Origin of the sequence: Paraburkholderia sp. RL17-383-BIF-A (assembly GCF_046028015.1) — a bacterium.
In the GTDB taxonomy this organism is placed as follows: Bacteria; Pseudomonadota; Gammaproteobacteria; order Burkholderiales; family Burkholderiaceae; genus Paraburkholderia.
Genome location: NZ_JARESR010000001.1, coordinates 398,419 through 422,249 on the forward strand (window position 1 = coordinate 398,419; position 23,831 = coordinate 422,249).

Here is a 23,831-nt window from a genome sequence, read left to right on the forward strand (position 1 = left end):
CAGAAGAGGGCTGATCCTGGCGGGCATAGGGACCTGGTGCCATGAGTCATGGGGCCTTGCACAGGTTGAGTGGGACGCGTGTAATGGTTCCGCCTCATGCGCTCGCCTACAAGACCGCCGTAGCGGATGAGGCTAGGAGCCGAATCGCCAGGCCGTTAGACGAGCCATTGCACGCACACGGTGCGTCGCACGAAAGCAACCTTGATATGCAAGCGCACAAAAAACCTGAGATGATCCCTTCCTTGTCGCTGCTGACTTTTACAACAGCGTGTCCGCCCGAGCAGCCCGAACCGACCCGCGCCGGTAGCCCGTCGTCGCGAGCAGCAGGCTGCGCGTGTACTCATGCTCGACCTGCTGCGCGCGAATGGCGGCGATGTCGCGCTGCTCGACGATCTCGCCATTACGCATGACCGCGACGCGCGAGCAGAGAAAGCCGACCACCGCGAGGTTGTGGCTCACGAGAATCATGGTCAGATTGCGTTCGCGATGAAGCCGTCGCAGCAGGTTGAGGATTTCGGCTTGCACGGAAACGTCGAGCGCGGATGTCGGTTCATCGAGCAGCAGCACGCGCGGTTCGACAATCAGCGCCCGCGCAATCGCGACGCGCTGCCGCTGCCCTCCCGACAATTGATGCGGATAGCGGAAACGATACGCCGGACCCAAACCGACTTCGCGCAGCGCATCGACAATGCGCTGTTCCTGCCGGTCGATGCCGTTGATGGTCAGCGGCTCGCGCAAGGTCTGATCGACCGTGAAACGCGGATGCAGTGAGCCGTACGGATCCTGAAAGACCATCTGTACGTCGCGTCGAAAGGAACGGTCGATTTTCTCGCCGAGCACGTGCGTGCCGATCTTCATATGACCGCCGGCGACGGGCGCGAGGCCGGTCAGCGCGCGCAGGATCGTCGACTTGCCGGAACCCGATTCGCCGACCAGCCCGAACACCTCACCTTCGCCGACATGAAAGCTCGCCTCGCGAACTGCGTCGAAATCGCCGGTTTTGGTCCTGAAGCGGACCGTCAGGGCGTTGACATCGATCATGCTGATTCTCCTGCCGGTTGCGTGAGCCATGCCGCGTCCCGCTTCAGCACGGGCAGTTCATCGGGCGGATTGACGAGCGGTGGATTCGCCGCGAGCAGGGCGCGCGTATAGGGATGCTGGGCGTGAATGAGATCGCGCGCCGCGCAGGTTTCCACCACACGTCCCGCAAACATCACGACGACGCGGTCGCAGAACGACATGACGAGGGGCAGGTCGTGGCTGATAAATATGAGGCCCGTGTCGTGCTTATCGATCATCTCGTCGAGAATCCCGAGCACCTGCATCGAGACGAGCACGTCGAGCGCGCTGGTCGGCTCGTCGGCAATGAGCAGACGCGGTCCGGACGACACCATCATGGCGATCATTACACGCTGCCCCATGCCACCCGACAACTCGTGCGGGTAAGAGTCGGCGACACGCTCCGGATGGCGGATATGCACCGCGGCCAGCGCCTCGATGATCTTCTCGCGCATCTCGCGCCGGCTGAACGTCGGACCGTGCAGTTCGAACGCTTCGCGCATCTGTTGCGCGACCGTCATCACCGGGTTCAGCGAGAATTTCGGATCTTGCAGGATCATGCCCATCTGCTGGCCGCACAGTTGGCGGCGCTTGCGCACCGACATGCTCAGCAGATCCTGACCGTCGAACTTCATCGCCTTCGCATGGCATTGCGCCGCGGTCGGCAGCAGGCCGAGCAGCGCCCGCCCGGTGAGCGATTTGCCCGAACCGGATTCGCCGACGATGCCAAGGCGCTCGCCGCGCTGCAGCGTGAGCGAAAGGCCTCGCACGGCCTCGGTCAGTTCGCCGTCGTGCCCACGAAAGCCGATTCGCAGGTCGTCGATTTCACACAGCGGTTGGGTCGTCGCGGCTGGCATGTCAGCCTCCATGGCGCGGATCGAAGACGTCTCGCAGACCGTCGCCGAGCAGGTTGAAGGCGAGGCTCACCAGCAGAATGGCAAAGCCTGGAATGGTAGCCACCCACCACGAATCGAGCAGCACGTTGCGGCCCGACGCGACCATGAAACCCCATTCAGGGCTCGGCGGTTGCGCGCCGAGGCCAAGGAAGCCAAGACCCGCGACAGTGAGAATGATGCCGGCCATATCGAGCGTCGCGCGCACGATCACCGACGACGAGCAGAGCGGCATGATATAGCGCAGGAGGATGCGCATCCGCGAGGCCCCCTGCAAGCGCGCGACGTGAATGAAATCGGCCTGCACGAGCCGGAGCGTTTCCGCTCGCGCGAGGCGTGCATAGGCCGGCCAGGCCGTAATCGAAATGGCGATCACCGCGTTGATCACACCGGGTCCCAGCGCGGCCGCGAAAGCGAGCGCGAGCACGATCTTCGGAAACGCGAGCGCTACGTCGGTGATCCGCATCAGCACGTTGTCCACCCAGCCGCCAAAGAAGCCCGCCGTGGTGCCAATCAGCAGACCCACCGGAACCACGATCACCACGACGAGAATCGCAATCGAAAGCGTGAGGCGTGAGCCGTAGATCAGCCGTGAAAGGATGTCCCGGCCAAGCTGGTCGGTGCCGAACCAGTGCGATGGCGAACCGGGCGGCAGCAGGCGGTCGGAGAGCACTTGTTGCAACGGATCGTGCGGCGCGATCAGCGGCCCGATTGCCGCGATGACGATCAGCAAGGCCAGAATCACCAGCCCGAAGACCGACAGGGGATTGCCCGCGAAGCGCCGCCAGCGCCGGTAAGCGAGGCCGAGCGCGGCCTGCTTGCGCGACGCGGGTGTGTCGCTCAGCAGCCAGTCTTTCCATCGTCGGGGCGCGGCATTCATCGGCCAGTCCTGCGGTTGCGTAGATTGATCGGTTGGGGGAAGCACGAAAGAGACCTCCGGAACGTCAGCGGGCGCGCGGATCGAACACGCGATAAAGCGCGTCGGTCAGCAGGTTGAGCGCGATGAACGTGACGCCGATTACGAGCGTGCTGCCGAGCACCGCGTTCATATCGGCGTTCAGCAGGGCGCCGGTCAGATACGATCCGATTCCCGGCCACGCGAAGACGATTTCGGTGAGCACCGAGCCTTCGAGCAGATAGCTGTATGTGAGGGCAATCACGGTCAGCAGCGGCACGGCGATATTGCCGAACGCGTGGCGCCAGATCACCCGGCGCTCGGGCAAGCCTTTCGCGCGTGCCGTGGTGATGTACTCCTGGCTGAGTTGTTCGAGCATGAACGAACGCGTCATGCGGCTCAGATAGGCGACCGAGTAGTAGCCGAGAATGGCAGCAGGCAGCGCGATATGCGAGAACGCATTGAAAAACACGTCCCATTCGCCCGCCATGAGCGAATCGATGAGCAGGCTGCCCGTGTGCGTGTCGACCATCCCGTCGAACACTGGATCGACGCGGCCGGGACCCGCTACCCAGTGCAACTTCGCATAGAACAGCAGCAAGCCCATCAGCCCGAGCCAGAACACCGGAACCGAACTGCCGACGAGGCCGACGAAGCGCGCCACGTGATCGATCCAGCGGTTGTGGCGCACGGCGGCGATCACGCCCAGCGGCACGCCGATCAGCACGCCGATGATGGTGGACAGCGTCGCGAGTTCGAGCGTTGCGGGAAACACACGCTGGATGTCCTCGATAACAGGGTGCGCGGTTAGCAGCGACATGCCGAAGTTGCCATGCAGCACATCGCGCACATAGATCAGGAACTGCACGGCGAGCGGCTTGTCGAGCCCGAGTTGCAGACGCGCCGCCGCGTAGGCCGTTGCCGACGCGCGATCGCCGAGAATCGCCAGCACCGGATCGATCGGTATTTTGCGGCCGATCACGAACGTGACCGCCAGCAACCCGGTGAAGGTGATCACGAGCGTGATGAGCCAGCGCACGAGGCGCAAGGTCCAGCGCACGCTGGCGCTTTCAGCCGAAAGCGCGCGCATGCGCTCGAAAGTCGTGAGGGGAGTCGACATGATGAGTTCCTGGGTCGAAGGCGGAGCCTGGACAGGATCGCCTTCGCCGCCAACGTTACTGCTTCTTCAGATCACGATACGACACGAGGTCGTTGATCGGACCCACCTCGAGTCCCGTCACACCCGGTCGCGCCGCGACCTGCGAGACCTGCTGGAACATGATCACGAAGGGTGAATTCGCGAGCACCTGCTTCTGCATGGTCTGGTACAACTCGGCGCGCTTTGCTGTCGACGATTCGGCGAGCGCCGCTTTGGTTTCCTTCGTCAGGCCTGGAATGTCCCACGAGTTGCGCCATGCGAGCATCTTATAGGCCGACTTGTCGGAATTGTCGGGATTCCAGGTAAAGCCCTGGGCATTGCTGTGCGGGTCGATGTAGTCCGCCGACCATTCACCAATGTAGATGTCGTGCGAGCGCGAGCGGTACTTGGCAAGTGTCTGCTTGTTATCGCCGGGGATGATCTGAACCTTGATGCCGCCCTGGGCGAGATTGGCCTGAACGGCTTCGGCGATTTCGCTGTACGGGTAGCCGTTACGCACGTCCATCGTCACGGAAAAGCCATTCGAGAGGCCGGCCTTTGCCAGCAGCGCCTTGGCCTTCGCGACGTTCTGCTGGTACGGGTTCGTGTTCAGCGCGCCGAGAAAGCCTTCCGGGAGGAACGTTTCGTGCACCTTGTAGGTGGTTTTCGCGACGTTGCTCTGAATGCCGTTGTAGTCAATCAGCCACTTCATCGCTTCCTGGACTTCAGGTTTGGCCAGGTTCGGATTCTTGACGTTCAGGCCGAGGTACAGCAACGTGGCTTGCGGCACCGCGCTCACATGCGCCTTGCCGGACTTTGTCAGGGCGACGAGATCGTCCGGACTCAGGTTGCGTGCCACATCGACGTCGCCGTTTTCGATCAGCAGGCGCTGGCTCGATGCCTCCGGCACGTGACGCAACACGATACGTTTCATTGCGAGCGGAACGCGATAGCCGTCGAAGCGCTGCAGGACGATGCTGTCGTTCGCGGTCCATTTGACGAGCTTGTAGGCGCCGGAGCCGGCCTCGTTCGTGCGCAGCCAGTCGTTGCCGAGGTCATTGCCTTTCTGGTGCGTGAGCAGCAACTGCTTGTCCACCACCGATGCGGGCCACGCACCGAGTACGTTCAGCACGAACGTCGGCGCGTATTTCTGGTCCGTCGTCACACTGACGGTTGTATCGTCAACCTTCTTCACGTTGTTGAGCACATTGTCCTTCGTCAGGCCGATGCCTTGCAGCACGGCCGCCGCGCCTTTGTCGAGCAGCACGGTGCGCTGAATCGACCACGCCACGTCGTCGGCACTCAGCGGATTGCCCGAGTGGAACTTGAGACCTGAACGGATCTTGAACGTGAAGGTCAGGCCGTCGGGGCTCACGGTCCATGATTGCGCGACATCGCCGTTGAACTTCGACGGGTCTTTCAGATCGACCCGCACCAGCCGGTCATACGTATTCGCCACATATTCTTCCGGCACCAGCTCGTAGATTTCGCCTGGATCGAGCGTGGTGAATTCGTCGAGGAACGTCGCCATGACGAACATGTCTTTCGGCGTCGCCGCTGTAGCGGGGCTGACCGCTGCGAACGACAAGGTCAAGGCGGAGGCGATCGCTGCCGCCGTCAAAGCATTGCGCAATACCAGTTTCATTGCCGCTCCATAGGAATGGGGTAGAGCCTGTCAGGGAACAACGGATGGAGAAATCGAGGGCACTACATGAGACGCAGCGGACCGCTTTCGCTGTTGTCGATTACCGGCAGCGCACGGGAGCCAGGCAGCTCGTAATGCCACCATTCGCTCTTGATGTGGGCGAAGCCGGCGGCGTGCATGATGCCGAGCAATAAGAGGCGGTTGCGCTGCACGTGCGCGGGCAGGCCGGTATGGAAGTGTTCGGACTCGATCGTCATGGCGTCGAAGCCCGTGCCCATGTCGAGTTCATTGCCGCCGGCATCGAGCAGCGTCAGGTCGATCGCCGTACCGCGGCTATGGTTCGACCCACGGCCAAGCTCGGCGATGTAGGTGGGATCGGGGAGGAAATCCCACAGCACCTGTTGCGCCTGCGGCGGACGGTACGCGTCGAAAATCCGCACGGTCAGGCCGGCGTCGTGGGCAATTTCAACGGCCTTGCGCAAGCCGGCTTCTGCGGGTTCGAGCAGCAGGCAGTGAGCTTCCTTGTAGATCGGCTTGCCGGTCAGGTTGCGCTCGGTGGCATAGACGAGGTCGATGTCCACGCCATGCGTGGCGGCGGTGATTTCGATGAGTCGCGGTTTTGTCATGGAGGGCGCGGTGAGATGCCGGTTGTGAGAGGGTTCAGAGATCGAACTGGTTGAATTCGCCTTGCAACTCGCGATTGCGTGCGACGCGTTCGTCGATGGCGGACCCCAGTTGCGCGACGATCGCGCTAATCAGCAGGTTGAACAGGCAGGTGAGCGGCGCCAGAGAGTCCCAGAACTGGCCGACATCGGTTTTGACCTGCAACAGGTCGCAGGCGAATTCGCGAGCCCAGGGACAATAGATGTCGGTGACCAGCGCGAACGGCACGCCACGACGTGTCGCGGCTTCACAATAGCGGCGCGCGATCATCGAGTAGGCGCGCGTATCGGTAATGACGAGGTACGGTGAGGCAAACTCCGAATTCAGCGAATCGACGTATGAGCCCGACATGCCGTCGGAGTAGAACACACGCGCACGGATATATTCGAGGTAGCTGTAGAACGCGTTGCTGATGCCGCGCGTCGACTGGATGCCGAGGATATACACGGCGTCCGCATTGGAAATGCGCTCCGCGATACGGGCGAACATGGGCGATTGCGCCAACTGGTACACATGCTGGATCGCGTCGATTTCGAGTTCTAATGAGTGGGTCAGGGCCCCGTTTTCTCCGCTCTCGCCGTTATGCGCCGCGTTGCCGAACTGTCCGGACACACGCCGGTATTCGTCGAGCCGGTCGGTAATCATCCACGGGCGCGCTTGTGCGCCGCGCAGCTCGCGCTTGAGGTCGTCGAGATTGCGATAGCCGACGCTGCGCAGAAACCGGCCCACGGAAATACCGGTTGTGGCCGTCTGCTGCGCAATCTGATCAGCCGTTTCCAGTCCGAGTCGTTCGAGATTCGCCAGCATATAGCTGGCAATGCGCTTGGACGTGGGGGTGAGGTCGGCAAAGTGGGCTTCGACGGTTTGTGCGAAAGCGGTCGGCATGTCAGCGCATGGGTTTGGTTAGTTGCTTGTCATTTATTTGATCAGTGACATGTATCTAACAAAGCCAATAAACTCAGCGCCAGCTTAAAAAATCAATTGGATGTGGTTGTCTGATAGTTTTTGACCTGGCGTCCGGTCACGCTTCCGTTCACACTGCTCCGCAAGCTTCATTTAATGCTTTCAGTTGATGGCTCTAAAGTTCCGTCCACATTTGCCGTTAGATCACACTGCGTCTCCATATTGCGTTTTTCTCCCTCGTCGGGTTGCAGGTGCGTCTTGGTCCCTGCCAGATTAGAGGCGGCTCAGTTCATTCCTCGGTTTCAAATCCAGACTTCCGGGCCTCACCCGCGCGTCAGAATGGAAACGTCGGCGTGCATTGTCTAGAACGACAGCGGTCTTGCCAGAGACTCTATCTGTTGCCGCGAGCGGACCGTTCACTTCCTCCTTCGACATAAGTTGAGTGCGACGGTAACGCAGACACGCTTAAAGGCTAGCGGCCTCCGAGTGTATCCGGGACCCCACCTCGACTATCATCCAACTATCGATTTTTTTGCGTAGAATTGCCGCCCCGGTACGGTGGCGCAGGATTCTCTCCTCAACGATGCACGTCGATCTTCTCACCCTTTATTTCCTCATCGTCGGGACGCTGTTCGCGAGTTCCGTGATGACGCTCTGGGAACATCGAACACATCCCAGACGCAGCGGGGAATTGAAAATACTGGCAGCGGGGTACGCCACGCTTGCCATCGGATGTGCGGCGGCAACGGTTCGTCACAAGCTGCCCGGTGCGACGGGCTCCGCCTTGAGCAACCTCGTTATCGTCACTGGCTATCTATTGCTTCTGCACGGCGTCGCGGCCTTGAGCGGCCGGCAATACCGTACCGGCTCTATTGCAATGCTCATCCTGCTGGCGCTCACATGGGCCGTGGCCGGTGCGCGCTGGGAGGATTCGGTGTGGTACTACGCGAGTGCCATTCCGATCGCGTTGGCAAGCGGCGTGACGTCTTTCGAACTGCTGCGATGCGACAGCATGAAAGCGATGCAATCGCGGCGCATCGCGGTATGGGTGACGGGCATTCATGCGCTCCTGTATGCGGCCAGAGCGTCCATCCTGCCTTGGTTGGCGGCACGGTACGGGCAGGACGTGGTGCTGGTCGCCAGCAACATTACGATGTACGAAGGTGTGCTGTACTCGGTCGTTCTGCCAATGACCTTGCTGAGGCTGATCCGCGAGGAGACTCATGGCGAGCTTCTGCGAGACTCGCAAACGGATTACCTGACCCGTCTTGGCAATCGCAGATGGTTTTTTGAAGAGGGCGAACGGGTGATCCGCGACGCAGAGTCATGCCAGCCGATCTCCCTCCTTGCATTCGATCTCGATCTCTTCAAGGCAATCAATGATCGCTACGGTCATAAGACGGGCGACGAGGTGCTGAAGGCATTTAGCGACATCGCTCGGAGCGGGGTGAGGCCCGATGCGATTCTCGCGCGCATCGGCGGAGAAGAGTTCGCTGCGCTACTTCCCCACCATGACAGCCTTCGCGCCAAAGAAGTGGGCGAATTCATCGCTAAACGTTTCGCCGAGGCGATCCCTCACCGCATTGACGGCGTCGCGATACACGCAACGGTCAGCATTGGGCTCGCACAGCTCGGAACCGAAGCGCCCACGCTTGCCGACCTGCTGGCGGCGGCCGACGCGGCGTTATACAACGCGAAGTCGCTCGGCGGCAATCGGCTCGTCACGGCGCGGCCTGCCTCGCGCCCCGAGGCTGCGTGACGATCAGCGATGCCGGCAAAGGATTAACGTGGCGTGCCTGGCAAAACGCAGTGCGATTCAAAAGGATTGATTTCACTTAGCCGCCGCTATAAACGCGTGACCGGGTTTGGATTGGCTTCGCCAATCGAATATCGAGACCTGTCCGTCACATTACGCTTTCGAGTGTTTTGCCTGAAGCCTCATTGTCTCGTTGGCGATCTTCAGAAAACTGTCGACGATCGGATTGGTGGATTGAAGCTGGGGGCATACCGTGAACCCACGGAACACGATGTCCGGTGAAAACGGCCGGAATTGGATCTTCGCGGTATTGGCGTCAACCGTTGTAAGCGGATTCACGATGCCGATTCCCAAACCGCGCGACACCATCGCGCAAATCGTCGCACCGTACGGTGTTTCAATGGTTGGCACCTGATTGACTTCCGCCTGACGCAACACGCGATCCAGCGACGAACGCGTGTCGTCGGCATACGAAGGCAGGATCAGCTTTTCGCCGCGTAGATCCCGCGCGTGGATACGCTTGCGCGCAGCCAGCGGGTGCCCGGCCGGCAGCGCACATACACCCGGCAACCGGTATAACTCGGCGCTCGTCACACCGAACGCATCGGGCGTCGTCGTGGCGAAGCCGATATCGCAATACGCCGACGAAGCCCAGCGCTGGATCGTGCCTTCGCTGCGCATTTCCAGCGATATCGCGATGCGCGGATACACCGCAAGAAAACGCTCGATCACCATCGGCACGAATGACAATGCCAGCACCGGCGCCGCGACGAGCCGCAACCGGCCGCTGCCGAACTGGCGTATCTCACGCGCGGAATGCGCGAGTTTTTCGAGGCCCACGAAACTCCGGTCCACTTCGCGATAGAACGCGCTGCCCGCGTCCGTGGCCTGAATACGGCCGCCGTTGCGCGTGAAGAGCGCCAGACCCGTCGACGTCTCCAGCTCCGCAATCAACCGGCTGATGCTCGGCTGCGACGTGCCGAGCTCCTCGGCGGCAGCGGTCATCGAACCGCGCAACATGACTAGCCTGAACGCTTCGATTTGTCGTTGGTTCATCTGCCCGGCTCACCTGATTTCGTTGATTCGGTCCTCAGCTTGCCATATCAAAATTGAATGGCAGCCGTTTTTGATCGTATTTGACCGGATGGATGAGCGAAACCTAGACTGGCTGGAACCTTGTCACTGGCGATCCACGATGCGTTCCGAAGCCTTGCTGTTTCATGACGACTTTCGCCTGACCCCTTACTGGTGGGACGCCGCACCGCCGGAGACGGTCCGCGACGCGTTGCCGTCCGGGGTTGACGTGGTGATTATCGGCAGCGGGTATTGCGGCTTGGCGGCGGCAGCCGAAGCTGCGCGACTCGGCACGCGCGTCGCCGTGCTCGACGCCGCCGAAATCGGCGCGGGCGGCAGCACGCGCAGCGGCGGCATGGTGTCGAGCGGACAGAAGCTTGCGCTGACCAATGCGATTCGCGGGGTCTCGGCAGAACGGCTGGGACGCCTGATGAGCGAGTCCATGGCGAGCTTCGACTATCTGAAACGCCTTGTCGCCGACGAGCAGCTCGACGCCGATTTGCAGATCACTGGTCGCTTCTTCGGCGCATTCACGCCACGTCACTTCGATGTCTTGCGGCGCCAAGGCGATCTGTTGCGCGACAAAACCGGCGTCACAGTGCATGTCGTGCCGCGCGCGGATCAGCATGCGTTAATCGGCTCCGACTACTACTACGGCGGGATTCTCGTCGACGAATACGGCGGTCTGCATACCGCCAAATATCATCGCGCGCTACGCGATCTCGCACGGCGCTGCGGCGCGACTTTGCATTCGCATGCGGGCGTGGAGCGGATCGAACGCAATGGCGCGGGTTTCAGGGTTCACGCAACGCGGGGAAAGATCGACGCGAAACATGTGCTGGTCGCGACCAACGGCTATACGGGACCGCTGCTGCCGTTCTTCTCGCGGCGCGTGCTGCCGGTGGCGAGCTACCAGATTGCGACGGAACCGCTGCCGCCAGGACTGATGGCCGTGCTGAATCCGGGGCGACGCATGATCAGCGATTCGAAGCGCAATCTGTTCTACACGAGGCCGTCGCCCGACGGCACGCGGATGCTGTTCGGCTCGCGCCCGGCGATCCGCGAGGTGAGCGAGCGCGTGGCGGCGAGAATGCTGCACGCGAAGATGATCGAGTTGTGGCCCGCCTTGCGCGACGTGCGCATCACGCACGCGTGGAAGGGTTATGTCGCGATGACGGGCGACAGGCTCGCGCATATCGGCCAACACGATGGCATTCATTACGCGCTGGGTTGCAACGGCAATGGCGTGGCGCTGATGAGCTATCTAGGCGCGCGGATCGCGAAACACATGCTCGGATTCGACGCAAAGTCGGGCGCATTCGGCGAAGGCGCGTTTCCGATCAGTCCGGCCGGCATGGCGAGCCGCCTGAGCGTGCCGGTCGGCACAGCGCTCTATACATTCGACGATCTCTGGAGCGGCCGGGTGCGTGCCACCCTTTCCTGATATCGACGTCGACACTGACACCGAAGCCGATGCGCTTCAGGCTTGAGGAGTTGCAGATGATTTCTCTGCGTAACGTTTCGAAGTGGTACGGCGAGCAGCGCGTGCTGACCGATTGTTCCGCCGACATCGGCCGGGGCGAGGTGGTCGTAATCTGCGGGCCGTCCGGTTCCGGAAAATCGACGCTGATCAAGTCCGTCAATGGACTCGAACCGGTGCAGCAAGGTGAGATCGTCGTTGACGGCACGCTGGTCTCGGCACGCGGAGCCAATCTGCAAACGCTGCGCGCGCGGGTCGGCATGGTGTTTCAGCATTTCGAACTATTTCCGCATCTGAACATTCGCCAGAACCTGATTCTCGCGCAGGTCAACGTATTGCGGCGCAGCCGCGACGAAGCCGCCGACAAGGCGCGCATGCTGCTGCAGCGCGTCGGCTTGCGCGCGCATGAGGACAGGTTTCCATCGCAGTTGTCGGGCGGCCAGCAGCAACGGGTGGCGATCGCGCGGGCGTTGTCGATGGATCCCGTTGCAATGCTGTTCGACGAACCGACCTCCGCACTCGATCCCGAGATGGTCAATGAGGTTCTGGACGTGATGACCGAACTCGCGCAGGACGGCATGACGATGTTATGCGTCACGCACGAAATGGGCTTTGCGCGCCGTGTCGCGGACCGGGTCGTGTTCATGGACCAGGGCGCCATCGTCGAGGACGACACGAAGGACGCTTTTTTCGAGCGTCCGCGCTCGGCTCGTGGCCGCGACTTTCTCTCCAGGATATTGCAGTGATGTCCACTTGATTTTCTTTCCATCGCAGGTCTTTTCGACGGAGCAAACATCATGCGTTTTCGCCATCTTCTCAGCCTTATTGCGGTTGTCGTGCCGCTATCGTTCACCTTGACAGGTAACGCACGCGCCGACGATCTCGGCACGCTGACTCCCGGCAAGCTGGTCGCCGGTGTCGATGCGAACAACAAGCCGTATTCATATATCGACAACGGCAAGATGACGGGCTTCGACGTCGAATTGCTGCGAGCGGTCGCGGCGAAACTCGGCCTGAGCGCCGAGTTTCGCGCGCAGGATTTCAGTGGACTGCTGCCGGGCGTTGCGAACCAGCAGCTCGATCTGGCCGCCGGCTCGATTTCGATCACGAAAGACCGCCTGAAGATGGTCGATTTCTCAGAGGGCTACCTGACCGGCCTGCTGAGCGTTGCGACCTTGCCCGACAGCACGATTACGAGCGATCCAGCATCGGTGAAGGGCAAACGGATCGGCGTCGTGCAGGGCACCATCGAGGACACCTATTCGGATAGCTATCTGCCGGGTGCGCAGATCGTGCGCTTTCCGAATCTGAATGCGGGCTTCCTGTCGATGCGCTCGAAATACATCGACGGCTATTTCGTGGACAAAACGCTCGTCGAGGGTTTGCAGAGTAAGTACCCGCAATTGAACATCGCGGACAAGCTCGATATCTCGGCCGTCAACCTTCCTGCCGGCTTCCCGGTGCACAAGGGCAACGCGAAGCTCGAGGCGGCGCTGAACAAGACGATCGACCAACTGGTTGCGGACGGTACGTGGGTCAAGCTGTACATGCAGTTTCACCCTGGTTATCCGAAGCCCGCGAATCTGCCGCCCTATGCGATGAAGACCGGTAGCTGATCAGGCCCGGCCGGCGGCTCAACCTGCCGCCGGCGCTCAACAAGGAGCGCACCATGAATGCTTTCTTGCAGAACTTTCTCGACTGGCCGCTGCTGCTCTCGTCGATGCCGTCTTTGCTTTGCACGGGTCTCGTCAACACGCTGGTGCTGTCGGTGTTTTCAACCGTGCTGGGTATCGTTGCGGGCATGGTGCTCGCGTTGATGGCCGTGTCTCACACGCGCTGGTTGATGCTGCCCGCGCAGGTGTTCGTCGACGTGTTTCGCGGCCTGCCGGCAGCGCTCGTGATCCTGCTGGTCGGGCAGGGCCTCGCGCCCGTGGGACTGGCGATCTTTGGGCCCAATCCGTACCCGCTCGCGATCGTCGCGCTTGGGCTGATTTCGTCCGCGTATATTGCGGAGATTTTTCGCTCCGGCATTCAAAGCGTGGGGCGCGGACAACTGTCCGCGTGTCAGGCGCTCGGCATGACGTACTGGAGCAGCATGCGCTATGTGATCGTGCCGCAGGGCGTGCGGCGCATCTTGCCGGCGCTTGCGAATCAGTTCATTTCGATCGTCAAGGATTCGAGCCTGGTCTATTTTCTCGGCCTGCTGACTTCGCAGCGCGATCTGTTCACGATCGGCCAGAACACGTCGGTGAATACCGCGAACCTGTCGCCGCTGGTGGCCGCGGGCGTGGTGTACCTGCTCGTGACCGTGCCGCTCACGCATGCGATTAACCACATTGACCGTTGGACCAACCGTCATTCGAATCCGTCGCGCGGTCATTCCAGAGCGGGATCGTCACGCCGGCAACGCAAGGCGCAGGCTTCGGCCAATTCGACCGTCGCGGTCAGGGCTGGCGTCGCCGATCAACATAACTAGCCTTCACAGGCAGGATATCAGCCACGATGGGACCGAAAGTAGAAACAGTCGCCGACGACACCACCTTGCCAGCGAAAGTCGATGTCGTCGTGATCGGCGGCGGCATTATCGGCGTGAGCACGGCCCTTTATCTCAGCGAGAAAGGCTTGCAGGTCGCGCTATGTGAGAAAGGCCATATCGCGGGTGAGCAATCGAGCCGCAACTGGGGCTGGGTTCGCGTCACGCATCGCGACATGCGCGAGTTCGCGTTGAGCATCGAGAGCCTGAAGCTGTGGCGGAAACTGGATGCGGCGTTGGGTATCGACACCGGCTTCAATCAATGCGGCATCCTCTATATGACGGACGAAGACGCCGTGATGGACAGTCACCACGTGTGGCTCGACAAGGCGCGCAACGTAGCGGGCGACGCGTTCGATACACGTCTGGTCGACGGAAGTACCGTTGGCGCACTGCTGCCTGGCGCCACGAAAGCGTTCAAGGGCGGACTCTACACAGCTGGCGACGGCCGCGCCGAACCGCAAAAAGCCGCACCCGCGATCGCGAATGCGTTACGCAAACGCGGTGTCAAGATTCTGACGCCGTGTGCCGCGCGTGGCATCGAAACGAGCGCGGGGCGCGTCAGTGCGGTGGTCACCGAGCACGGTACGATCCGCTGCAATAGCGTCGTCGTCGCGGGCGGCGCATGGTCGCGGTTGTTCTGCGGGAATCTGGGTGTCGATGTACCTCAACTGCTGGTAAAAGCCTCGGTGCTTCGCACTGAGCTGCTCGACGGCGGCCCGGCCTGTAGCGCGAGCAACAAGAAATTCGCGTTTCGCAAGCGCGCCGACGGCGGCTACACGATCGCTTTTGGCTTCCGCACTTATAGCGATCTCACGCCCGATTCATTTCGCCTGTTCTTCAAGTACGTCGAAGCACTGAAGAGCCAGTTGGGCTCGTTGCGCATTGGCATTGGCGCTCGTTTCTTCGATGAATTGCGCCGTCCACGACACTGGGCGCTCGACCGTCCCACAGCGTTCGAAGAGATCCGCACGCTCGATCCTGAGCCGATCACCCGATACACCGACGCCGGTTTGCGCGAGTTCATCAAGGTCTTCCCGCATCTGGCGCACGCGCGAATCGCGCAGCGCTGGGCGGGCTACATGGATGTGACGCCTGACGCGATTCCGGTGATTTCCGGTGTCGATACGGTGCCGGGCCTCTTCATCGGCACCGGCTTTTCGGGGCACGGGTTCGGCATCGGGCCGGCGGCCGGCAAGCTGATGGCGGATCTGGTGACGAACGACACGCCGCTCGTCGATCCGCACGCGTTTCGCCTCAACCGTTTCAGTGACGGTACGAAAATCGTCATCGATGCGGGCTTTTAGGGTAGTGCTTTCACGGAGAGAGTCATGCAAAAAGTAGCCATGATTTCCGGCGCGAGTCGCGGCATCGGGCTGGCAATCGCGACCGAGTTGTCGCGACGCGGCTATAGGCTGTCGCTGGGCGTGCGCGATCCGTCGGCGCTCGCCGGTCGTTTCGATGCGCTCGCGTTTCCATACGAAGCGCGCGACACAAACGCGGGCCGCCGCTGGGTCGAGGCAACGGTCGAACGCTTCGACCGTATTGACGTGCTGGTCAGTAACGCGGGCATCTGCAAGCACATCGGCCTGGAAGAGGGTACCGACGAGCTGCTCGAAGAAACGCTCGACATCAACGTGAAAGCGCCGTTCCGGCTGATCCAGGCTGCGTTGCCGCATTTGCGCCGCGCGGGCGGTGCTCGTGTCGTGCAGATCGCGTCGCTATCCGGCAAGCGCGTGAAGAACCTCAACGCGGGCTATCAGATGTCGAAGTATGCCGCGATAGCGTTGACTCATGCCGTACGTCGCGCAGGCTGGGACGATGGCTTGCGTGCGACGGCGATATGCCCCGGATTCGTCAACACGGAAATGGCCGCCGGCATCGCGGATCTCGAGCCGGAAGCCATGACACAACCCGAGGACATCGCACGATTGGTCGCCAACACAATCGAGATGCCGAACTCCGCGAGCGTCGCGGAAATTCTCGTCAATTGCCGGCATGAGGACCTGTTTTAGCAGGCTCAGTCGTCGAGCGTTTCGTGCACCGCTTCGGCACCCTGTTTCCAGTAGCTGGCCGCGCGAATACGCGATTTGTCGACGCCGCGCTCCGTGCACAGGTGATAGCGCACCGCGCGCATGGTGGCGGCTTCGCCGGCCGCCCACACGTACCCTTCGCCGTTTTCAGGCAGGTAGATTTCGCGGACCGCCCGCAACAAAGCTTCGCCGCGTACGCTCACTTCGTTGCGATGGCACCAGACGAGATGCAACTCGGCCTGCGTCGTGAATTCGGTTTGCGCCGATGCGTCGGCGACTTCGATTACCGCGGCGACGCGCGTGCCGGCCGGCAGTTCTTCGAGGCGGCGGGCGATGGCGGGCAACGCGGTATCGTCGCCGATCAGCAGATGCCAGTCGAAGCCCGTGGGGATCACGAGTGAACCGCGCGGGCCGCCGATACCCAGGTACTGGCCCACCTTGGCTTGCGCCGCCCACGTAGCGGCGGGGCCCGCGTCGTGCAGGGCGAATTCGATGTCGAGTTCGCGCGCCTCGCGATCGAAGCGACGCGGCGTGAAGTCGCGCGCGACCGGCCGCGGCTGGCCGGCGGGAAACACCGGGCCGTTCGGGCCTGCTTCCGGCAGCACCGGCTTGTCCGCGCCGGGTTCGGGGAAGAACACTTTGATGTGGTCGTCGAAGGAAGCGGAGACGAAGTCGTGCAGGTCTTCGCCCGTGAAGGTGACGCGGATCAGATGAGGCGTCAGCGCGCGCACCTGCTTGACCTGCAGCAGACGGAATTTCAGCGGGTGCCGCACGCGTTGAACGGCCAGATCGGTTGGTTGGCGTTTCATCAGCATGAGAGTGCTACTCCTGTTGGTTCGATAGGCGCGTTCACGCGCTGGGGGCGCTGCCGGCAGCACTAGTACACGCGCGATGCGGGCCGCTCGATGTCAAACGGCCGTTGCGCCGCCATTGCCGGATTCGCTGCTGTCCGGCTTGACCTGGCTTTCGATTTCTTTGGCCGCGCGCATGAGAATGTCGGCAATGCGGCGCTGCTCGGCCGCTGGCGCGTTGTCGCGCAGCAGCAGCGCACGCTTGAGCGCACGGCGCGCTTCGTTCAACTCGGGCAGCCAGCCGCCTTCGCTGATGTCGGCCGGCTCTTCACCGGCAAACGCGCGGCGCACCGAATCCATCTTGCGGGCGATATGGCTCAGCCTGGCGAGCATCAACTCGACGCGCTCGCTGTTGGCGGCCAGGTAGTCACGGCCCGTTTCCGACAGTTCGTAGCGCTTACGGTTGCCTTCGAGTTGCACGGTCACATAGCCGAGTTCTTCCAGATACGTGAGCGCCGGATAGACCATGCCCGGGCTCGGGCTGTAAAAGCCGTTCGAACGGGTTTCGAGCGCTTTGATCAGTTCGTAGCCGTGGCTCGGCTGCGTGCCGATCAGCGAGAGCAGCAGCAGTTGCAGGTCGTCGGAACTGAATTTGCGACCGCGCGGAAAACCGTCGCCGTCGCCGCCGAAGCCGCCTGGGCCGCCGCCGAAGCGCCCGCCGCGACCGCCGCCGCGCTGCTCATGATGGCGGCCGATGGCGTGCCACAGGGCGTGCGGCGAGAAGCGGTCGAAGCCGTGGCCGTCGTGGCCACGAGCGTCACGGCGGGCATCGTGTTCGCCTCGTTCGCCTGGTGCGCGACGAGATTCGTGGTGGCGCGCGAACGCATGCCAGAGTGCATGAAGCGACGCCGCTTCGCGGCCGGTGTACGGACTGTCGTCCGCTTTGTGCGGACGGGAAAATCGATGGTGATGACGCATCTTGGGTACTCCCGTTTGTGTCTTAAGACGTATCGTAAGATATATATCTAAAGATAGTTTGTCAAATTTCTTTTTGCGAAGTATCGGCAGACAACAAAGTCTGCGGCATTTCGAAATTTCGTTGTGCGGTGCACAAATTTTGAGGACTGACTGCTTCGGATGCGCGCTGCTGACACACAAGATGTGAGCCGTCCAATAACGAAGCTTAGAAAAATAGCAACATGCGAACTTGCCTCGACATCGCGGATTCGTTCGTCGAGTCGAGCATTGGGCAGAGGTGGCCGAGCGCGTATCGCGAACGATGTAGTCGAGCGCATACCAAAGCGCCGTTAATTAGGCGGCGATTTCAGGGCGATTCGAAAAGTCCCACATCCAAAGGATGTTTCGAGCCCTTTCATTAAGGCTCTTTGGAGCTATACGAATTAGCAGTCACTTGTCGAAGCGGCGTGTCCGAGAGACCCAGCCCTCGGCAGAGATATGCAGTGGAGGCACGAAGCAGGTGCCAGAGTCAATCAAACACGATAGCTAACACAATGAATGGCATCGAAGTATTCGACATGAATCCCAGTTTCATCGCGATTGGACGGTTGGAGCCTCTCCAATCTTTCGAGTCCAGGCCTAACCAGGCTATCGGTCTGCCTGGCAATATGCCAGTGCTGATGTGCCCGGTTGGAGCTTCAGATGCACCTTCGAGATCCGCGTCAGCCAGAACGATGAAAGGATCTGAGCCTCCGAGTTCCAGGACTGACTTCTTGAGTGCTCCGCCGGCCCGTGCTGCAATAGCTGTTGGTGTCCGTTAATTCTGTTGGTGCTCACAATTGCCACTAGCCATGTTCACAGGAATGCTAGCGGCCAAAACGCCGGGATGGCTTGCTGCGTAACGCGTTGCGTGCGATCACGCCTGTCGCGACGGTACAACAATCGTGATGATGCTTGTTCGGTAACTCTGCTAGCGTGGCATCGGTGCTGGATATCAAGTCTTACGGACGATGCGATCCGAGGGACACTTTTTTTGGGTGGAGTTCAGGATCGTTACCGGCCGCATGCAGTCAGAAAGCGCTTCTGTGTTTTGTTATCTGGTTTAAGGAAAGATAACTTTAGCTCTTGTGCAAAGAGCTATTTTGATTAGCACGCGTGGTAGTGTTCGGCTGCGGCCATAATCCGCGAGACGTCTCCTGTGCGAAAAGCGGTGCTGCGGCTTCGAGGTAAAGTGCGATGCACGAATTGATTAACAGCACATGCAAGGCACGCTAGCGCAATTACTGGACATGCTAGCGGTGCTGTGCACGCTGGCTAGCACCGATTCTGAACACCAACACAATGCGACAGAACCGGCACGAGCGTCGATTGACTGAAGGGTAGCGAGGAACAGAGGGCGAACGCAGCGCGACGAAACAGTGAAAGCGGTTGCGAAATCTTCCTCACGGTTCGGAAGTCGTGTCGTGCCGTATAGTGGAGTGGAAGCTTGGTTTTAGCGGTTCTCCCCGAATAAGGTAATCGTCTGAAGGAATCCTTCTCCGTGAGCGGGGATCTATTTCGAGCGATCTCGATAACGAAGGTCAGTCACTATGCGCAAGACTCTTTCGTTCTTCTTGCTTCTTTCCGCCTTGACCGCAACCGTATCGACCGCGAGAGCGACCACAATCGGTGTCGTCCTACCCGGATCATCGCTTGTCTTCTACCAGGCAATGATCAAAGGCATTGAACAGGCGGCTGAGGATCGGCATGTGCATCTCCTGATACGCAATCCTTCGGATGGGGCGTCGCTGGACACGTCGAATCTCCAGTTGCGCATGATCGACTACCTGGTGCAGCAGGGGGTGGCCGGCGTTGTGTTAGCGCCGGAACCCCTGCAGAGCAAAACGCAGGTTTCGATCCGAGTCCCAGTGATCCTCGTTGATCGGGACAGCCCTGATTACAGGGGCATCTCGACCGTGTATACAGACAATTTTGGTGCAGGCAGAAAGGCAGCGCTCAGCCTGGCACCGGCCCTGCAAAAGGGTGCCAAGGTAGCCGTGTTACGGCTTGCAACGAACATCAGCTCTACGACCGCGCGCGAAAACGGGTTTCTGAGCGTCGCACGGGAGAAGGGTTGGGATGTGGTTGTTGATACTTACGTGGGGTACCGGCCGCGTGATGCCGAGCGTTTGATCACGGAGGCCTTGAGCGGCTATCCGGGCCACCTCGATGCCGTTTTCGCGCCGGCCGAACCGATCGCCTACGGCGCCCTGCGGATCATTGACGCAAAGGCGATCGCCGATCGCCCGCGCCTGGTCGTATTCGACTGGCGTCCGGAATTCATGGACGGACTCAGGCGTGGCGTCATATATGCCGATGTATTGCAGGACCCTTACCGCATGGGTTATCTTGCGTTGGAAGGGTTGGTCTCGGCGTTGCAGGGCCATCCGCCGCGCCCTCAGGTATTTGTTGACGTGGTCACGGTGACGCCGAACAACATGAATGACGCCGCAATCCGTTCGTTGCTGGCGAACTACGCTCACTAAGCGCTCCAGTACAGCGTTTCCAACGACGGCCACCTTACCCGGGAGGGGATCTTGCCGCCTACGCATTCTGGCTTGCTTTCCAATACGTTCAAGACGCAACACGGTGGAATTGCTGTCGCCTTACTTAGCCGAGTCTTGCTGTTCAGTACGACAGTTACGCTGGTGCTGACAGTTGTTGAGCAGGGCTATGCGTCGGGGCTCGGCAATGCGCTTTGGGCTCTCGATAGCAGACAGTTGCAGGATCAGCTCGATGGAATGCTGCATCTGCCACTGATACGCTATGTCGAAGTCCGCGAGACGCAGGTTCCTAACCCGTTGAAGGGCACTGTCAACTTGTCGGTAGCGGCACGGACTCCGGCGAAGAGTCAATCGCTCAGGAGGCGGTCGACGGATTTTGGGCTACGGCTGTGAATTCGTGCCACGCAGCGAATCGAGAAGCGAGTTGTTCGCGATAGAGCGAGGCGCGCAGCAAGTGCCGCTTGAGCGCGAAGTGCTGCCGGATCAGTCCGAAGCTCGAGAGAAAAGCCTGCGTGCGCTTCGGGTCACGAAATCCGCGCATGCGCCGCTCACGTTCACGCGTAGGCTGATGGCTATTCTCCGCGCGATTGTTCACCCGGGCCGCAGCCTTGACGAACACATGTTTGACGTTCGCCAGGTCGGGGATGTCGGCCTTGGCTGCCGGGTAGCTACGAAGCTGATCGGTGACAATCTTGCGCGGCACGCGGCAAGAACGAAGCACGTGCCTGAAGAACCGTTTGGCGGCCGCTTTGTCCCGCCGTTTCTGCAGCAGGATGTCGAGTTCGGCCCCATGTTCATCAACGGCACGCCATAGCAGGTAAGGCTCACCGCACAACGTCACAAACACCTCGTCCAGATGCCATGTGGTGCCGGGTGTGGGGCGAGCCGCTTTGACCCGTCGTGCAAAGCCCGCGCCAAATTTGTCGCACCAGCGTCGAATCGTTTCGTAGCTGACGACGACACGGCGTTCGAATAGCAGCTACTCGATGTCGCGCAGGCTCAACTGAAACCGATAGTACCAGCGCACGGCGCAACTGATGACGATCGCGGGAAAGCGATGGCCGCGGTAAAGTGATTTTGTGTTCTGCATCGCCAGATGTTACCCGACCCATTCGGCAACGTGACAATGCCGTCGCTCGCAAGGTTGCTGGTGGCGATGATCAGCGTATTGCTGAAATCGACCGTGCGCCCTTTGCTATCTGTCAGCCGTCCGTCATCCAATACTTGTAGCAGGATGTTGTAGACGTCGGGATGCGCTTTTTCGATCTCGTCGAGCAGGATCACGCTATAGGCTTGCCGGCGCACACGCTCGGTCAACTGGCCGGCTTCGTCGTGGCCGACATAACCGGGCGGCGCGCCGATCAGCCGTGAGACGGCATGGCGTTCCATGTACTCGCTCATGTCGATCCGCACAATCGCGTTTTCATCGCCGAATACCTGCTCGGCAAGCGCTTTGGCCAGTTCCGTTTTGCCCACGCCCGAAGGGCCGAGGAACAGGAAATTGGCAATCGGCCGGTGACCTTGCTGCAAACCCGAGCGCGACAGCCGCACGGCGTCGCTGACCGCCCGGATCGCTTCTTCCTGGCCGATCACCCGTTGATGCAGCCGCTCTTCGAGTTGCAGCAGCTTGGCCTTCTCGGCTTCAGTAAGTTGCGTCACCGGAACGCCGCTGATTTTCGACACGATTTCCGCGACGTGATGCGCGGTTACCTCCGCCGTGTTCGAGCCGATCTTCTGCTTCCAGCCCTCGGTTGCTTCGTGCAGCGTGGTCTGCCGTTCGTCGATGGTGGTTTCGAGTTCCTTCGCGCGATCGTACTGTTTGCGGCTGGTCGCGTAGCTCTGCTCGCGCTTGAGTTGGGCGATTTCCGCTTCGCCTTCGTGGATGTCGATCGGCCGCGAGGTTTGCGAAAGATGAACGCGCGCCGCGGCCTGGTCGATCAGATCGATCGCCTTATCCGGCAGGAAGCGGCCGGAAATATAGCGCTCGGAGAGTTCGGCGGCCGCCACCAGCGCCTGATCCTGAATCGTCACCTTGTGATGCGCTTCGAGCCGGTCGCGCAGACCGCGCAGGATATTGACCGTTTGCTCGACCGAAGGCTCAGCCACGATCACGGGCTGAAAGCGCCGTTCAAGTGCCGCATCTTTCTCGATGTATTTCTGATATTCCGACAGCGTGGTCGCACCGATCAGGTTCAGTTCGCCGCGCGCCATGGCCGGCTTGAACGTGTTCGCGATATCGAGCCCGCCTTCGCCACCCTGGCCTGCGCCGACGATCGTGTGTACTTCATCGATGAAAATGAGAACCTCGTGCCGGCCGGCGACGATCTCCTCCATGATCTGCTTCACGCGTTCCTCGAATTCGCCGCGATACTTCGCGCCGGCGACCAGCGAGTTGACGTTCAGCTCGATCAGGCGTTTGTCGCGCAACACCTCGGGCACGTCGCCGTTCACGATGCGCTGCGCGAGGCCTTCGAGAATCGCCGTCTTGCCGACAGCGGGCTCGCCGATCAGTACTGGATTGTTTTTCTTGCGGCGCGCCAGCACTTTGATCGTGGTTTCGATTTCGCGTGACCGTCCGATCACCGGATCGAGCTTGCCTTCCTGGGCCAGCCGCGTCAGGTCGCGTCCGTGTTCGTCGAGTTTGGGCGTTTTCGAAGGCGTATCGATCCGGCCATGCTCCGCGCCCTTGCCGACCACCCGCAGCGAGTGCTGCAACAGCGATTGCGACGTGAGACCGAGTTTCGCGAGCAGCACACCGGCGAAGCTATCGGGCACGTCCGCGAGTCCCAGCAGAATATGCTCGGGGCCGACGTAGCTATGACCCATTTCGCGTGAGATCATAAAGGCGCGATCGAGCGCGCTCTTCACGCGTGGCGAGACGCCGAGCTGGACCCTGGTGGTTACGGGCGCGCCATGGCGGCGCGTCGCGTTGGCGTCGATATAAGCGCGGATGTCGTCGGCGGAAACCTTGTGCTGTTTGAGCAGGGTCTGGACGACGTCGCTTTCCGGCAATTCGTAGAGAAGATGTTCCGTATCGACTTCACGGCTGCCGAACAGCACTGCGCGCTCGGCTGAGCGCTGCAGAATCTCTCTCGCCTGGTCGCTGAAATGCTGTTCGATACGGTTGCGGTTGTGCGCGGACGACATTTGCCCGCGGCGGGGCGTGGGCGTCGTCGTCGTGCCGGGTTCGTCGAAGAGTCCGCTGCCGAATAGCGATTCCAGCGGCGAGATGTAACGTTGATGGCGCGTCAGCTGGACATAGTGAAAGTCGCAAACGTCGAGGTCGCGCCGCTCGCCGTCCTGCAGTACGGTGACGCGCACCGAAGCGGGCCGTGCGCCGCAGATGTCACACAGAGCCTGAGGTATGTCGATAGTCCTTTTGATCGGGTGAATCCGTTGAATCCTCCGGGTGAGGATCCGCAAATGGAAACGGCCGGCGCTGCCTGGTGGGCGACGCCTGCCGCGAGT

At 60.9% G+C, this 23,831-nt stretch carries 21 protein-coding genes and 1 pseudogene; 9 read left to right on the forward strand and 13 right to left on the reverse strand.

The window, feature by feature from the left end:
• Positions 1-258 precede the first annotated feature (258 nt).
• The 7 genes from P0D71_RS01950 to sapR form a co-directional block, all read right to left on the reverse strand.
• Positions 259-1,041, reverse strand: coding sequence for an ABC transporter ATP-binding protein (locus P0D71_RS01950; protein ID WP_408479071.1), 783 nt, complete (start codon positions 1,039-1,041; stop codon positions 259-261).
• The gene (locus tag P0D71_RS01955) at positions 1,038-1,916 is read right to left on the reverse strand and encodes an ABC transporter ATP-binding protein (RefSeq protein ID WP_408479073.1); all 879 of its coding nucleotides are present in this window, start codon (positions 1,914-1,916) and stop codon (positions 1,038-1,040) included. Before P0D71_RS01955 ends, P0D71_RS01950 begins: the two co-directional genes overlap by 4 nt.
• A 1-nt stretch (position 1,917) precedes the next feature.
• Positions 1,918-2,832, reverse strand: coding sequence for a nickel transporter permease (gene nikC, locus P0D71_RS01960; RefSeq protein ID WP_408184113.1), 915 nt, complete (start codon positions 2,830-2,832; stop codon positions 1,918-1,920).
• 64 nt (positions 2,833-2,896) lie between these two features.
• On the reverse strand, positions 2,897-3,967 hold the full coding sequence (locus tag P0D71_RS01965; protein ID WP_408352867.1) for an ABC transporter permease: 1,071 nt from the start codon (positions 3,965-3,967) through the stop codon (positions 2,897-2,899).
• Positions 3,968-4,022: 55 nt separating this feature from the next.
• Complete coding sequence (locus P0D71_RS01970) at positions 4,023-5,630, reverse strand: ABC transporter substrate-binding protein (RefSeq protein WP_408479075.1); 1,608 nt, start codon at positions 5,628-5,630, stop codon at positions 4,023-4,025.
• Between the two features lie 62 nt (positions 5,631-5,692).
• On the reverse strand, positions 5,693-6,256 hold the full coding sequence (gene ddpX, locus P0D71_RS01975) for a D-alanyl-D-alanine dipeptidase (RefSeq protein WP_408479077.1): 564 nt from the start codon (positions 6,254-6,256) through the stop codon (positions 5,693-5,695).
• A gap of 34 nt (positions 6,257-6,290) precedes the next feature.
• Positions 6,291-7,178, reverse strand: coding sequence for a sap1 transcriptional regulator SapR (gene sapR / locus P0D71_RS01980; protein ID WP_408479079.1), 888 nt, complete (start codon positions 7,176-7,178; stop codon positions 6,291-6,293).
• A 601-nt stretch (positions 7,179-7,779) separates the two neighbouring features.
• Here sapR and P0D71_RS01985 point away from each other — a divergent pair.
• Entirely contained in the window at positions 7,780-8,955 is a 1,176-nt protein-coding gene (locus tag P0D71_RS01985) for a GGDEF domain-containing protein (RefSeq protein WP_408479081.1), read from the forward strand.
• A gap of 150 nt (positions 8,956-9,105) precedes the next feature.
• On the opposite strand, the gene P0D71_RS01990 is transcribed toward P0D71_RS01985, so the two are convergent.
• Positions 9,106-10,008, reverse strand: a complete 903-nt coding sequence (locus tag P0D71_RS01990) for a LysR substrate-binding domain-containing protein (protein ID WP_091807848.1) — start codon at positions 10,006-10,008, stop codon at positions 9,106-9,108.
• A 139-nt stretch (positions 10,009-10,147) separates the two neighbouring features.
• Here P0D71_RS01990 and P0D71_RS01995 point away from each other — a divergent pair, with 139 nt between their 5' ends.
• Genes P0D71_RS01995 through P0D71_RS02020 form a run of 6 tightly spaced genes read left to right on the forward strand, consistent with a single transcriptional unit; the run spans position 10,148 to position 16,054 of the window.
• Positions 10,148-11,470 (forward strand): NAD(P)/FAD-dependent oxidoreductase, encoded by a 1,323-nt coding sequence (locus P0D71_RS01995; protein ID WP_408479083.1) that lies wholly within the window; start codon positions 10,148-10,150, stop codon positions 11,468-11,470.
• Positions 11,471-11,526: 56 nt separating this feature from the next.
• The gene (locus tag P0D71_RS02000; protein WP_408295337.1) at positions 11,527-12,252 is read left to right on the forward strand and encodes an amino acid ABC transporter ATP-binding protein; all 726 of its coding nucleotides are present in this window, start codon (positions 11,527-11,529) and stop codon (positions 12,250-12,252) included.
• Between the two features lie 51 nt (positions 12,253-12,303).
• Positions 12,304-13,122 (forward strand): substrate-binding periplasmic protein, encoded by an 819-nt coding sequence (locus P0D71_RS02005; protein WP_091807855.1) that lies wholly within the window; start codon positions 12,304-12,306, stop codon positions 13,120-13,122.
• Positions 13,123-13,175: 53 nt separating this feature from the next.
• Positions 13,176-13,982 (forward strand): amino acid ABC transporter permease, encoded by an 807-nt coding sequence (locus tag P0D71_RS02010; RefSeq protein WP_408479085.1) that lies wholly within the window; start codon positions 13,176-13,178, stop codon positions 13,980-13,982.
• Positions 13,983-14,008: 26 nt separating this feature from the next.
• Positions 14,009-15,346 carry an NAD(P)/FAD-dependent oxidoreductase gene (locus tag P0D71_RS02015; RefSeq protein WP_408479087.1) on the forward strand — a complete coding sequence of 446 codons (1,338 nt, stop codon included), beginning with the start codon at positions 14,009-14,011 and terminating at the stop codon, positions 15,344-15,346.
• Between the two features lie 24 nt (positions 15,347-15,370).
• Complete coding sequence (locus P0D71_RS02020) at positions 15,371-16,054, forward strand: SDR family NAD(P)-dependent oxidoreductase (RefSeq protein ID WP_408479089.1); 684 nt, start codon at positions 15,371-15,373, stop codon at positions 16,052-16,054.
• A 5-nt stretch (positions 16,055-16,059) separates the two neighbouring features.
• Here the strand turns inward: P0D71_RS02020 and P0D71_RS02025 are convergent, their stop codons facing one another.
• The 3 genes from P0D71_RS02025 to P0D71_RS02035 form a co-directional block, all read right to left on the reverse strand.
• Positions 16,060-16,887 (reverse strand): siderophore-interacting protein, encoded by an 828-nt coding sequence (locus tag P0D71_RS02025; RefSeq protein ID WP_408479091.1) that lies wholly within the window; start codon positions 16,885-16,887, stop codon positions 16,060-16,062.
• Between the two features lie 93 nt (positions 16,888-16,980).
• Positions 16,981-17,841 carry a PadR family transcriptional regulator gene (locus P0D71_RS02030; RefSeq protein ID WP_408479093.1) on the reverse strand — a complete coding sequence of 287 codons (861 nt, stop codon included), beginning with the start codon at positions 17,839-17,841 and terminating at the stop codon, positions 16,981-16,983.
• 508 nt (positions 17,842-18,349) lie between these two features.
• Positions 18,350-18,622 (reverse strand): aldehyde dehydrogenase family protein, encoded by a 273-nt coding sequence (locus P0D71_RS02035; protein ID WP_408184172.1) that lies wholly within the window; start codon positions 18,620-18,622, stop codon positions 18,350-18,352.
• Positions 18,623-19,409: 787 nt separating this feature from the next.
• Here P0D71_RS02035 and P0D71_RS02040 point away from each other — a divergent pair.
• Together P0D71_RS02040 and P0D71_RS02045 are read left to right on the forward strand one after the other, a co-directional pair.
• Complete coding sequence (locus P0D71_RS02040) at positions 19,410-20,345, forward strand: substrate-binding domain-containing protein (RefSeq protein ID WP_408184098.1); 936 nt, start codon at positions 19,410-19,412, stop codon at positions 20,343-20,345.
• A gap of 162 nt (positions 20,346-20,507) precedes the next feature.
• Positions 20,508-20,756, forward strand: a complete 249-nt coding sequence (locus P0D71_RS02045) for a hypothetical protein (protein WP_408479151.1) — start codon at positions 20,508-20,510, stop codon at positions 20,754-20,756.
• Here P0D71_RS02045 and P0D71_RS02050 read toward each other — a convergent pair.
• A pseudogene (locus P0D71_RS02050) lies at positions 20,719-21,453 on the reverse strand (IS6 family transposase). The gene P0D71_RS02045 and the pseudogene P0D71_RS02050 overlap by 38 nt on opposite strands.
• Entirely contained in the window at positions 21,363-23,729 is a 2,367-nt protein-coding gene (locus P0D71_RS02055; RefSeq protein WP_408479153.1) for an ATP-dependent Clp protease ATP-binding subunit, read from the reverse strand. Before P0D71_RS02055 ends, P0D71_RS02050 begins: the two are co-directional and overlap by 91 nt.
• Between the last annotated feature and the right edge of the window lie 102 nt (positions 23,730-23,831).